Consider the following 12,025-nt stretch of genomic DNA (forward strand, 5'->3'; position numbering starts at 1 on the left):
CTGCCAACCTTCGCGTACCTTGGCATCGACGGCGTCGGCATCTACCGCCTCGACGACGGCGGCCTGCATCTACACGTCCCCACGCGCTCGCCGATCATCGACCTGGTCGCGCGCGATCAACAACTCCTCATGCTCTCGGCGTCGGGCGTGCAGCGGGTCACGGGCGCCAACCAGAGCCAGACGGTCGCCGAGATCGATCGCTCGATCGCAACGCAGCTTGGCAGCCTCGTCGCGCTCGACAGCCTCGACGGGCGGGAGCTCTGGGTTGCGGGACACGAGGCGGTCGGGCGCTTCGACGGCACCTGGACGATCACACCCCTGGCCGAGCTCGGTGACGCGTCGCCGGCTGCGTCGATCGACCTGGCGATCGACGCCGCGGGGATCCCTTGGCTGCAGCACGGCCCGGTCCACCGCTACGAGCAGGGCAAATGGCAGCTGCTCGAGCTCCCGACCGCACCGCTCGCCCTGTGGCCTGCCACCAGCAGCGGCGCGATGTTCCTGCACCTTGGCTGCGGCGGCGAGCCGAGCACCTGCACGCTCGCGCGGTACGCCGACGGTGTGGCCAAGCCCGCTGTCGCCCCAGCGGGGGACTGCCGTGAGCTCCCTGCGCTCGCGCTCAGCTCCGACGGCTCGCGGGCGGTGCTCGGTGGTCGCTGCGGTCTGCTCCGCCTGCGCCTCGACACACCCGAGCTCACGACCGAGCTGCTGCCCGCGCGGGCGGGTGGCTGGACCGGGCAGCCGCTGCGCAGCCTCGCCATCGACGACAGCGGCCGGGTCTGGGTTGGCACCAACGACGGCCTGACCCTCGTCGACGCGGGCGCCGAAGCCAGCGTTCAAGAAATAGCGATCGGTGAGCTCGTCGAAATGTCGGGCGCGATCACCAACTTGATCGTCAGCGGCCAGGGTCCGTCGGCGCCGGCTCGCGGTCAGGTCCGGACCGGCGGGCTGCAGGCCACGATCGTGACCGAGGTCGCGGGCGTGAAGCAGCCGCGCGTGGGCGCGACGGTCGAGCTGTGCAGCCGACTTCCGCTTGGCGGTGAGCTGCCACCAGACCCGACCCGCTCGCCCTGCGCCGGAGTGGAGCCCACCCACGTGGCCGTGACCGACACCAACGGCACATTCGTCGTCGAGTCGCTGCCGATCTCCAATTATTACGTTGGCGTGGAGATCGACGGTCGCTGGGCCCGCGGCGTGCCGAAGGCGCTGCACATGCGCGCGGGCATGACCGGCAACGTCGGTAAGATCGTCGTCACCGTGTCCGAGTGAAGGCAGCCAGAAACGAGGGCTCGGTGGGGTCCCGAGCACCTCGCTTGATGAGCTGCGGACCGAGGTCTAGACTGGGGCCCCGCTGCCTCGCCTGAGCAGGTGAATCACTCCCGTGGCAACGGCGAACACCAAGAACACCCAGAACAGAATCTGCGCGATGGAGGCGGCTCCTGCCGCGATCCCGGTGAACCCAAACACCGCGGCGATGATCGCGATGATGAAAAATACGAGTGCGTAGTACAGCATGACTGGTTCTCCTGTTCGTGCGCCGTTGATCGACGCTGTGAGTCGGTCTGGGCAGCGAGGCGACGGCGCCCCGCTGCGTCGAGTGGGATTGAGTCAGACGCGGCGCCGGAGGGCAGCGAGGGTGTCGTGGGTGCGACGCTGCTCCGGCATGATCTGCTCGATCATGAACGCGCGGGTGCCCGCCGTCAGTGAATCCAGCTTGTCGTTGTAGAGGTTCTTGCCGTGGTCCTCGCCCTCCTCGATCACGTTGATCGCGGCTGACTTGCCAAACACCTTCGCCCCGCCCTCGACGAGCTTGGCGAACGACCCCCAGGCACCCGATGAAGCGTCAGGCGTACCGCTGAGCTCCCTGATCCTCGACTCGATCTGGGTCACGCGCTTTTGGTGTGACGTACGCAAGACGCGGAGCTCCTCCTTCATCTGAGGATCGTCGAACTTCTCGATGCATTGGGTATACGTCTCTACGGCGGCTCGCTCGCCGCGCAAAAACTCATTGAGGTGGTCAATATCCTGCTTCGTGGACGTGGCGTTCATGGTGTCCCTAGTGTGCACGACACCGGCCAGTCGTCGCGGCAGTTCGTCAGGTTTGAATCGGAAATTTCGCGCGTCATCGCGAGTCAATCACCGTACAAATTGCTGGCTCTGTCCGCGTGCCGACAGGGAATGCATGACCGCGCACAATTAGCCATCGGTGCTGCAATCATGGCAGCGCATGGCAACAGCCCGTCCGTCGGACGAAAGCGTCAGCGACCGACGACGCGCGGACCCGGGGCACGGGCGAACCGGCGTACTGGATGTGGAGGTCAATGCTTGCTAGGGTCACGCCCCGTGACAAGCCGAATCCTGATCGTCGACGACGACGCTGATCCACGCGAGTTACTCTGCGCCAATCTCAGGGAGCGCGGATACGAGGCGCGATCGGTCCACTCTGGGGAGCAGGCGCTGGCGTTGCTGCAGAGCGAGGCGTTTGATGCGCTCATTACCGACATTCAAATAGGGGAGCTGACGGGGTTCGAGCTGTGCAGGCACGTCCGCGAGGGCTGGCCCGACATTCCTGCGATCGTGCTGACCGGGCGAGCGGACACCCAGACGGTGGTCGCGGCGCTGCGCGCGGGAGCGCATGACTTCGTCGCCAAGTCCGACGACACCGAAGATGTGTCGCGACGGCTCGAGCGCGCGCTGCAACAGGCCCGGCTGGTCCGCGAGGTCAGCCAGATGCGGCGCACGTCGGGGCCATCCGCGCAGCCAACCAACAACGGCACGAACAACGGCACGACCAACGGCACGACCAACGGCACAAACGGTACGAACGGCACCACGATGATCGGCGAGAGCCCCGCGCTGGCGCGCACGCAGAGCCTGATCGCGCGGGTCGCCGACGCCGACGTCCCCGTGCTCGTCACGGGCGAGAGCGGCGTCGGCAAAGAACTGGTCGCTCGCGAGCTGCATCGCCAGAGCCGCCGCGGGCGAGAGCCGTTCGTGGCGATCAACTGCGCGGCGATCCCCCGTGAGCTGCTCGAGAGCGAGCTGTTTGGGCATGTTCGCGGCGCGTTCACGGGGGCCAGCCGCGCGCGCAGCGGGCTGTTCGTGGAGGCGGGCCGTGGCACCTTGTTCCTCGACGAGATCGCCGAGCTGCCGATCGAGATGCAGCCCAAGCTGCTGCGCGCCCTGCAAGAGCGACAGGTTCGCGCGGTCGGCAGCGATCGCATGATGGGCTTCGACGCGCGCGTGGTCACGGCGACAAACGGCGACCTCGAGACGCAGGTCGAGCTGGGTCGGTTTCGAGAAGACCTGTATTACCGGATCAACGTCGTGAACGTGCACATTCCGCCGCTTCGCGCGCGCGGGCGCGACGTGCTGCTGTTGGCCCAGCATTTTCTCGAGCGCGCGGCCACGCGCAGCGGCCGTCCGATCCAGGGGATCAGCGCAGCGGTTGCCGCCAAGCTGCTGGCCTACGAGTGGCCGGGCAACGTGCGCGAGCTCGAGAACTGCATCGAGCGCGCGGTCGCGCTGGCCTGCTACGACGAGCTGACCGTCGCCGACCTCCCCGACAGAATCTGCAACTACGAGCTGGGCGAGCAGGTGCCCGAGACGCCGCTACCCGAAGAATGGCTGACGCTCAGTGAATTGGAGGGTCGGTATATTCGTAAGGTCGTTCACGCGGTCAAGGGCAACAAGAGCCGCGCGGCCGAGATCCTGGGTCTGGCCAGGCGCACCCTCTACCGTCGCCTCGATCGGCTGAGCTGTGACTCGCCTGACGGCTTGCAGCAGGAGCTGCAAGAGGGCGCCTGAGCGAGCGCGTCGGGTGGTTTTCGGCGCGCTCGCTCAGGCGCCTCTCTAGATCTGCGCGAGGAACTCGTCCGCTTGTTTCTCGGCCCACTCCTTGGATTCGCCGTAGCGTTGCTGAAGCTTGGCGACGAGTTGCTGCCGACGACCCTTGGCCTGCTCGAGATCTTGGTCGGTCAGCTTGCCCCACTTGGTGCGAGCCTTGCCAACGAGCTCATCCCACTTTCCCTCGACTTGTGTCCAGTTCATCGTGTGTCTCCTTTCCCCTGAGTCGCTCACCCTGCTCAGGGCTGGTCCTGTTTCGACGCCTTGGTGTGTTCCATCCCTTGACCCTGTTCCTGACCGTGCCCCTGAGCCTGCCCCTGATCCTGAGGCTGACCGCCCTGGACCTGTAGCTCGTTGTCGACGCGAATCACGCCCTTCACGGCCGACGCGATGCGCTCGGCGCTGTCCTTGGCCAGCTGGTCCTCGACGACACCAGACAGGTAGACGACGCCCTCGACGACGTCGACGTCGATGTTGACGCGTCGGACCTCAGGATCGCCCAGCAGCCGCGCGCCGACGGCGGCCGAGATCAATGCGTCACTCCGGGTGCTCTCAGACTCCGATTCGTCGGACTCGATCATCAGCTTGTTGACGACCCTGTTGACGCCTTCGGTCGTCTGGGCCACCTGCTCGGCCCTGTCAGCGATCCTCTGGTTGTCGACCTCGCCGCGCAAGGTCACGACGCCATCGATGACGTCGACGTCAATCTCGTAGCGTCGGATGTCTGGATCTGCGCTGAGTCGGAGGCCAACCCGAGACTCGAGCTGATTGTCGTCGGCTCGAGCGTCCATCGTTCGGGTGGTCGCGCAGCCGGAGATAGCCACTGGTGCGAGGAGAAGCAGCGGTAACAGAGTGACGGAAATGATGCGTTTCATGGTTCTCTCGTTTGTGTCCGGTTCTCGCTGAACCTGGCGACGTGGTGTTGCAAGTTCGGAGCCACACCGAACGCGTGGCTGATCGTCTCATGCGCGCTCGTGCGCCGCGCCCTTCCGTGTCGAATTGGCCGCTGAGCTCGCAACTGTGCCTAAACGTCACATTCGGGGCGGCACCCGGTCGCAGGCTCGGCTGGAGATCAGATCAGTCCGTCAGCTTTGCGCGATGCTGACAACGCGGACGCGTGAAAACGCGCAGGCCAAGCGACAATGTTGTGGGACAATCGGGGAAGGAGAAGCACATGACTGATCCCCACAAACGCCCCCGTATTGTCGTTCCCATGCTGTTTGCTCTGGCAGCCGCTGCCAGCATCACGTTCGGCGCGTGTCGGCAGGACGATGAAGATGAGGATGATTTTGACGTGCCCATGGACGTGAGGAATTCTTGCGAGGATTACTGCGAACAGCGGAAATTGTGCAAAGACGAGACAAACGAAGAGAAGTGTCGCAATAACTGCATTGACGCCATGACCAACTGTCAAGTCGACGAACTCGACGCTGCGCTCGACCAGCTCGACCAGTGCGGGTCCGAGAGCTGCGACGACTTCATCGGGTGCACGATCAACGTCGGCGCGCAGTGCATCTTCGGACTTTAGTCCGAGACGAGCGCGTCGTTACCCGCCCGCGGTCTGGTTGAGCGTCTCCATGACCACGTTGCGCCCGGTGATCGCGGAGACCGTCAAATAACCCGAGAACAGGGCGGCCCCGATCCCGGCCGTCACCACGTCCTGTCCGGTCAAGTACAGGTTCGTGATCGGCGAGCGCGGGCGCAAGAACTTGCCCTCGAAGCGGCCGGGATCGTGGCTGAGCCCGTAGATCTCACCGTGTTGATACGCGGTGAAGTGCTTGGTGCTCAGCGGCGTCGACAGCTCGTGATAGGCGACCGCGTCGCGGGTCTGGGGCTCGACCGCGTACAGCTGCTCGAGCATGCGCTGTGAGAACGCGGCCTTGTAGGCCTCGTACTCGTCACCGCGCTTTTTCCACGGCTTGGCGTCCCACTTGGCGAACCGCTCCCACGGGGCGAAGGTGATGATCTCGATCGTGCTCTTGCCGGGGTAGCGGCGCTCGAAGTCGGGATCTTTGGCGCCGGGGAACGAGATGTAGATGACGGGGAAGGGGGCGTTCTCGTCGTCCGCGAAGCGCTGGATGTTGCGGTCGTGGTCGTACTCGTTGGCCGGGTAGATCCAGTAGTTGGCCTTGGGCAGGTTCAGCGCGGCCGCCGACTTGTCGAGCCCAATATAGAGGCTGAGGTGCGCGGCGGACGGTTCGATGCGCTGCAGCTGCGGGGCAAACCCGACCCGGGCCCGGTCGCTGGCGGGCAGCAGCGCGCCGTAGGTGTTGAGCGCCCCGGCGTTGCTGATGATCATGTCTGCGCGCAGGACCCGGCCGTCCTCGAGCTTGACGCCGACCGCCTTGCCGTCCTCGATCACGATCTCGTCCACGCCCGCGTTGGTCAGCAGCATCCCGCCGCCGGCCTCGATCTTGGGCGCGATGGTCTCGGCGAACCGGGCCGAGCCGCCGATCGGGTAATTGCCGCCAAAGAAGTAGTGCTTGGCGACCGAGGCGTGCATGGCAAACGCGCTCTGCTTGGGGGGCAGGCCGTAGTCGCCGTACTGTCCGGTCAATACGCCGATCAGCTTGGCGTTGTCGGTGATGCCGCGCAGCACCTCGTAGGTGGTCTTGCGGGTGTGGGCCAGGTACGGGCGGCGCATGAACGGCGCGGCCACGAACCCGGCCACGCCCGACAGCGCCTTCTCGGCGTAAAAGCTGCGCGCGGCCTTGGACGCGGCGAACACGGCCGAGACGTACTCGTCGATCGCGGCGCCGTCTTTGGCGTCGGGAAATTGTTCGCGCAGGCCGTCCTTGAAATTTTGCACGCCCGAGCGCAGCGGAAACTCTTCGTCGCCGAACACGATCCGGTCGTAGACCTCGCCCATGCCCTCCCACTTCAGCTCGCCGTCGGTGATGTGGTTGAACAGCTGGCCGAGCACGCTGCGGTCGCGGTGGACCTCGCCGACGTAGTGCACGCCCACGTCCCACTCGTAGCCCTTGCGCTTGAAGGTGTGCGTGAAGCCGCCGATCACGTAGTGGCGCTCGAGCACCAGCACCCGCTTGCCCATGTTCGAGAGCAGCGCGGCGCTGGCCAGGCCGCCGAGCCCCGAGCCGATCACGATCGCGTCCCAGCGCTCGTCGACGTCGCTCTGCTTGTAGGATCGCCCGACCTTGGTCACGGCTGCGCCTATACCGGACCTGGCGCGCTTCGGCCACCCCGGCGCCTGTCTGGGTCCTGGCGCGCGGCCTGCTCGCCGTGCTTGCGCGCTCGCGCGTTGTTGGGCGACGATCGGGTGTGCGTCGCTTGCCTGTTGTTGCCCTGGTCGCCCTCGCGCTGTTGGCCTGTAGGGGCGAGCCCGGGACTGAGACCGGCACGGGCGTGACGCTGGGCGCCACCTCGCTCGGCAGCGGCGACGGAGACGACGCCGACACGGGCGGCACGGACGAGACCACCGGTGGGCCCAAGCTCGACATGTCTGGCGACGAGACCGAGGGCACCTCCGGCGACACCGTCGGCGGAGAATGTGCGGACATTGTCGCGACGATCCGTGACTTTCGGGTGGGTCACCCCGACTTTCAGGCGTTCAGCGGCGACGTGGCCACGCCGGGGCTGGTCGAGCCGATGCTGGGCGCCGATCAAAAGCCGGTGTTCAGCGGTCTGGTCGTGGATCCGCCGCAGATGACCAGCGCCGACAACTTCGCGCAGTGGTACGCGGACGTCGACGGCGTGAATCAGTCGTTCTCGATCTCGCTGCCGCTGATGCCCGAGGGCGAGGACCTGCAGGTGTTCGACGATCAGACCTTCTTCCCGATCGACGCGATGGGCTGGGGCGACGAGGGCCTGACCGACGGCATGGGCGTCGCCCACAATTTCTTGTTCACCACCGAGATCCACACCACCTTCATCTACGAGGCTGGGCAGACCTTCACCTTCATTGGCGACGATGATCTGTGGCTGTTCATCGATGGTGAGCTGGTCATCGATCTTGGCGGCCTGCACCCGGCGCAGTCGGGCACCGCGACGCTCGACCAGCTCGGGCTGACGCCGGGCAAGAGCTACCCGATGGACATCTTCCACGCGGAGCGCCGCTCGACCGACTCCACGTTTCGAATCGAGACCACGATCGCCTGCTTCACGCCTGTCGAGTGACACCCCTGGTTGGCGGTTGTGGTGACGGCCTGAGCGCGGGATGCTGGGCGACGTGACAACGTCGAGCGATCTCCCTGCACAGCCTGACCCGACCATGCTCGCGTATGTCTGTGCCGAGTTTGCGATCGAACCCCCGCTCGGCGGATTCGTGGGCGAGCCGGGGCTGCAGGCCGGCGACGCGCTCCGGTCCGCGAGCGATCAGGGCCGGGCGATGGTCGCGATCGGGCTGCTGTATCGCCGCGTGTTCGTGACCCACGAGGTCGAGGAAGACGGGCAGTTTCGGGTGGTCGAGGCCGACGTCGACCTCGAGAAGCTGTCGCTCGAGCGGGTGAACGGAGCCGACGGCGCGCCGCTGTGCGTGATGGTCACCCACCTGGATCAGCAGATTGACCTGGGCGTGTGGGCGCAGGTGATCGGCGGGGTTCGGCTGCTGCTGCTCGACACCCACGTGGCGGACAACGGCCCCGACGCGCGCGAGCTGTGCCTGCGCCCGAGCTCGCCTGGTTCGACCATGCGGTCCCGCCAGGACGCCCTGCTGGGGAGCGCCAGTGAGCCGGTGCTCGCCGCGATCGGGGTGCACGCGCGGGTCCAGCACCACGCGGGCGGGCAGGTTGTCCAGGCGCGGGTGCACCTGCCCAGCTGGACGGCCGCGGACGTGGTCGAGACCCTCGCGCTCGGCGGCGCCCCGATCCGCGGGGCCAACCTCGCCGCGAGCGTGGCCAAGCTCAAGCCCCGGGCGCTGTGGAACCTGCGTGCGCGGGCGCGTGAGCACATGATCGAGCGGCTGTACGCGCGCGGGTTGCCGGCCGGGGACTCGGACGCGCTGTGGATCGGCTGCGCCGGGCGGCTCGGGGCCGGGCTGCGCACGGATCTGTTGTTCCACGATCTCGCGCGCCTCGGTCGGTTGCTCGATGATCCCCTCCACGCCGTGCGCATGGTCTGCTCTGGCGCCGCCGATCCTGACGACGAACATGGTCAGGCGCAGCTGGCCAAGCTCATCGAGCTCTCGTGTGACCCTCGCTTCGAGGGGCGGATCGTGTTCGTGCCCGACTGGAACCTGGAGGTCGCGCGGATCCTGACCGAGGGTGTCGATCTATGGTTGGGGACCGCCACGCGAGGTCGGCCGGGCGAGAGCTGGGGGATCCGGGCGGCAGCCAACGGCGGCTTGAACCTCTCGATCGCCGAGGGCTGGTGGCCGGAGGTCGCCAGCGAGGACGACCATCAGCTCGGCTGGACCCTGGGTGGCGAGCGGATGTTCGACGAGCAGGCCGCCCAGGACGCCGTCGACTCGCGGATGCTGTTCGCGCTGCTGGAGACCGAGGTCGTGCCGAGCTTCTACGACTGGGACGGCGAAGCGATCCCCCAGCGCTGGGTCGAGCGTGTTCGTGCCTCGATGCGGACGATCCCCGCGGCCTTCGACGGGCAGCGGTAGGCGCCGAGTGACGCCTGAAATTGGCTTTGAGCGCTCGGAAATCGCGGACGGACCTGGTGTCTACTCGGCGGTGACCAAACGACTGTTCGAATTGGTGTTGCTGCTGGCTGTGGCTGGCTGCGCGGATCGAGGCATCGTCGACAACGAGGAGGGCGAGACCGGCGGCCCGGAGCCCGGCGAGCTCTACGGCGAGTGCATGGACGCGAGCGATTGCTTCGACGAGTGGTGTGTACATCCCGCCAACGAACCGGGCTTTTGCACCTACCCATGCGAGCAGGGCTGCGCGACCGAGCTCGGCGAGCCCACGACCTGTCTGACCGTCGAGGGGGAGGGGGTCTGCGCGCTCGAGTGCAGCGCCAGCGGGACATGTCCAACCGGGATGCGCTGTGAACAGATCGAGTCTGCCGGGCAAGCGCGGTCGATCTGTTTTTGAGCGCCGCGCGCCGGCGTATCATCCGGTGATGTCCCGCTCGTTGCTCACCTGTGTGTCTGTGGTGCTGCTCTCGACCGCCTGTCGGGGCGACGACTCGGTCGACGAGAGCCTTGGGTTCGGGACCGGGACCGAAGAGATCGCGACGACGACCTTCACGGGCGACGGCGACGGGGATCCTGGTGACGGCGACGGCGACGGCGATGGCGACGGCGATGGCGATGGTGATGGCGACGGGGATCCCGGCGACGGCGACGGTGACGGTGACGGTGACGGCGACGGTGACGGTGACGGCGACCCAGTCGGCGAGCGATCCGTCATCTACCAGCTGGTCGTGCGGCACTTCGGAAACACCAACCAAACCCGGGCCGTCGACGGCTCCCTGGCGCAGAACGGCGTCGGCAAGTTCAGCGACATCGACGAGGTCGCGCTCGACGAGCTGGTCGGCCTCGGGGTCACCCACGTGTGGCTGACGGGGGTGCTGCGCCAGGCGACCCTGACCAACTACCAGGGCTACGGCATGCCCGCCGATGACCCTGACATCGTCAAGGGCCGCGCCGGTTCGTTCTACGCGGTCCGCGATTACTACGATGTCAGCCCAGACTACGCGATGGACCCGACCATGCGCATGCAGGAGTTCGATCAGCTGGTCGCGCGGGTTCACGCTGCGCAGCTGCGGGTGTTGATCGACTTCGTGCCCAACCACGTCGCGCGCAGCTACGCCTCGGTCGTGGAGCCGGACACCGACTTTGGGGCCGATGACAATCAGGGCGTGTTCTTTGCGCCCAGCAACAATTTTTTCTACCTGCCAGGGCAGAGCCTGAGCCTGACCAAGCCGCCGGGGTGGAACCCGCCGGGGTTCAGCTTTGACGGCGCGTTTCCGCCTGAGGACGGCAGCCCCGGGAACACGCCCAAGGTCACCGGGAACAACCAGAGCTCACCGTCGCCCGCGGACACCGACTGGTACGAGACCATCAAGCTCAATTGGGGGTTTGACTTTGCCAACCAGGTCGAGGCGTTTGATCCGATGCCTGACACCTGGGTGAAGATGGACGCGATCATTGCGTACTGGCAGGATCACGGCGTAGACGGGTTCCGCTGCGACTTTGCCCACTTTGTCCCGGCCCCGGCGTGGGAATGGTTGATCGATCAGGCCCGCGGGCGGGATCCAGACGTGTACTTCATCGCCGAGGCCTACGCCGATCTGGACGGGCTGCTGGCTGCGGGGTTTGACGCCGTGTACCACGACGCGTCGTACGACGAGCTCAAGCGGCTGTATCAGGGCAACGCGTCGCAGAGCTCGTACGCGAACGTCATGTTGGCGCTCGACGACGACGCGCGGCCTCGCTATGCCCAGTATCTGGAGAACCACGACGAGCGGCGGATCGCCTCGCCGATCGTGCAGGGGCCGAACCCCGACGACTCTGGGTTTGGCTCGGCGGCCGCGGGCTACCAGCTGGCGCCGCTGGCGTTCCTGTACAGCAACGGCCCCGTGCTGGTCTACAACGGCCAGGAGGTCGGCGAGGTCGGCGGCGGCGAAGAGGGGTTTGGCAAGGACGACGGGCGGACGTCGATCTTCGACTATTGGTCGCTCGAGCAGCTGTCCAAGTGGGTCAACGATGGCGCGTTCGATGGTGGTGGCCTGGCGGCCGAGCAGGTCGCGCTGCGGAGCTTTTACGCGGACTTGCTGGCGCTCGCGCAGGATCCGGCGGCGCTGGGGTCTAGCTACTGGGGTCTCGAGTACTTCAATAACCCGGGCATGTTCGTGGACTGCCCGGACGGGTTTTATACGTTCGCTCGGTTCCAGCCAGGCGCGGGGCGGTTGCTGGTGGTGGTGGCCAACTTCACGCCGGGCCAGAGCGCCGCAGGGCCGGTGCGGCTGCCACAGGATCTGCTGGACGCGGCTGGGTTGGCGGCGGAGGTCGAGGTGAGGAAGGTGCTCGATCGCAGCGGTGGGGTCGACGTGATGGTGGCTGGCGTGACGCTGGCCCAGCTGGCGAGCGACGGGTTTGTGGCGGACGTCGAGGATCAGAGCGCGTACGTGTTCGTGATCGAGTGAACACTCGGGCTAGGGCGGCGATCCGCCTGAGCGAAAAGTTTGCGGCATGTCTGGCGCGAACGCAGCTGGGCAATGACGCTGTGGCCGCGCGAGTCGGGTAAGCGCGATTTGTCTTGGCGCTGCGAAC

The 12,025-nt window shown here is 66.5% G+C and carries 12 protein-coding genes; 7 read left to right on the plus strand and 5 right to left on the minus strand.

Features of this window, described 5'->3' with window-relative positions:
- Window positions 1–1,266: hypothetical protein (locus ENSA7_RS44155; protein ID WP_181234097.1), on the plus strand; the 1,266-nt coding region annotated here is incomplete at its 5' end.
- Between the two features lie 66 nt (window positions 1,267–1,332).
- On the opposite strand, the gene ENSA7_RS25505 is transcribed toward ENSA7_RS44155, so the two are convergent.
- Together ENSA7_RS25505 and ENSA7_RS25510 are read right to left on the minus strand one after the other, a co-directional pair.
- On the minus strand, window positions 1,333–1,512 hold the full coding sequence (locus ENSA7_RS25505; RefSeq protein WP_106091957.1) for a DUF1328 domain-containing protein: 180 nt from the start codon (window positions 1,510–1,512) through the stop codon (window positions 1,333–1,335).
- Between the two features lie 93 nt (window positions 1,513–1,605).
- The gene (locus ENSA7_RS25510) at window positions 1,606–2,046 is read right to left on the minus strand and encodes a DUF2383 domain-containing protein (RefSeq protein WP_146158116.1); all 441 of its coding nucleotides are present in this window, start codon (window positions 2,044–2,046) and stop codon (window positions 1,606–1,608) included.
- Between the two features lie 294 nt (window positions 2,047–2,340).
- Here ENSA7_RS25510 and ENSA7_RS25515 point away from each other — a divergent pair, with 294 nt between their 5' ends.
- The gene (locus tag ENSA7_RS25515; RefSeq protein WP_106091959.1) at window positions 2,341–3,804 is read left to right on the plus strand and encodes a sigma-54-dependent transcriptional regulator; all 1,464 of its coding nucleotides are present in this window, start codon (window positions 2,341–2,343) and stop codon (window positions 3,802–3,804) included.
- A 45-nt stretch (window positions 3,805–3,849) separates the two neighbouring features.
- Here the strand turns inward: ENSA7_RS25515 and ENSA7_RS25520 are convergent, their stop codons facing one another.
- Both ENSA7_RS25520 and ENSA7_RS25525 read right to left on the minus strand, forming a co-directional pair.
- Window positions 3,850–4,047: a CsbD family protein gene (locus ENSA7_RS25520; protein ID WP_106091960.1), complete on the minus strand. Its 198-nt coding sequence runs from the start codon at window positions 4,045–4,047 to the stop codon at window positions 3,850–3,852.
- A 35-nt stretch (window positions 4,048–4,082) separates the two neighbouring features.
- Complete coding sequence (locus ENSA7_RS25525) at window positions 4,083–4,634, minus strand: BON domain-containing protein (RefSeq protein ID WP_181234098.1); 552 nt, start codon at window positions 4,632–4,634, stop codon at window positions 4,083–4,085.
- Between the two features lie 608 nt (window positions 4,635–5,242).
- Here ENSA7_RS25525 and ENSA7_RS45860 point away from each other — a divergent pair.
- Window positions 5,243–5,371 (plus strand): hypothetical protein, encoded by a 129-nt coding sequence (locus ENSA7_RS45860; RefSeq protein ID WP_280524037.1) that lies wholly within the window; start codon window positions 5,243–5,245, stop codon window positions 5,369–5,371.
- Window positions 5,372–5,389: 18 nt separating this feature from the next.
- On the opposite strand, the gene ENSA7_RS25535 is transcribed toward ENSA7_RS45860, so the two are convergent.
- Window positions 5,390–7,006, minus strand: a complete 1,617-nt coding sequence (locus tag ENSA7_RS25535) for a phytoene desaturase family protein (protein ID WP_106091963.1) — start codon at window positions 7,004–7,006, stop codon at window positions 5,390–5,392.
- 116 nt (window positions 7,007–7,122) lie between these two features.
- Between ENSA7_RS25535 and ENSA7_RS25540 the strand changes: the two genes are divergently transcribed.
- The 4 genes from ENSA7_RS25540 to ENSA7_RS25555 all read left to right on the plus strand — a co-directional run bounded on the left by ENSA7_RS25540 (window position 7,123) and on the right by ENSA7_RS25555 (window position 11,898).
- Window positions 7,123–7,977 carry a fibro-slime domain-containing protein gene (locus ENSA7_RS25540; RefSeq protein ID WP_146158117.1) on the plus strand — a complete coding sequence of 285 codons (855 nt, stop codon included), beginning with the start codon at window positions 7,123–7,125 and terminating at the stop codon, window positions 7,975–7,977.
- A gap of 52 nt (window positions 7,978–8,029) precedes the next feature.
- The gene (locus tag ENSA7_RS25545; protein WP_146158118.1) at window positions 8,030–9,409 is read left to right on the plus strand and encodes a glycosyltransferase family protein; all 1,380 of its coding nucleotides are present in this window, start codon (window positions 8,030–8,032) and stop codon (window positions 9,407–9,409) included.
- Between the two features lie 70 nt (window positions 9,410–9,479).
- A complete protein-coding gene (locus tag ENSA7_RS25550) occupies window positions 9,480–9,842 on the plus strand; it encodes a hypothetical protein (RefSeq protein WP_146158119.1) in 363 nt (120 codons plus the stop codon).
- A 28-nt stretch (window positions 9,843–9,870) separates the two neighbouring features.
- Entirely contained in the window at window positions 9,871–11,898 is a 2,028-nt protein-coding gene (locus ENSA7_RS25555; protein WP_106091967.1) for an alpha-amylase family glycosyl hydrolase, read from the plus strand.
- Window positions 11,899–12,025: the final 127 nt, after the last annotated feature.

It is taken from the genome of Enhygromyxa salina (assembly GCF_002994635.1).
Lineage (GTDB): Bacteria > Myxococcota_A > Polyangia > Nannocystales > Nannocystaceae > Plesiocystis > Plesiocystis salina_B.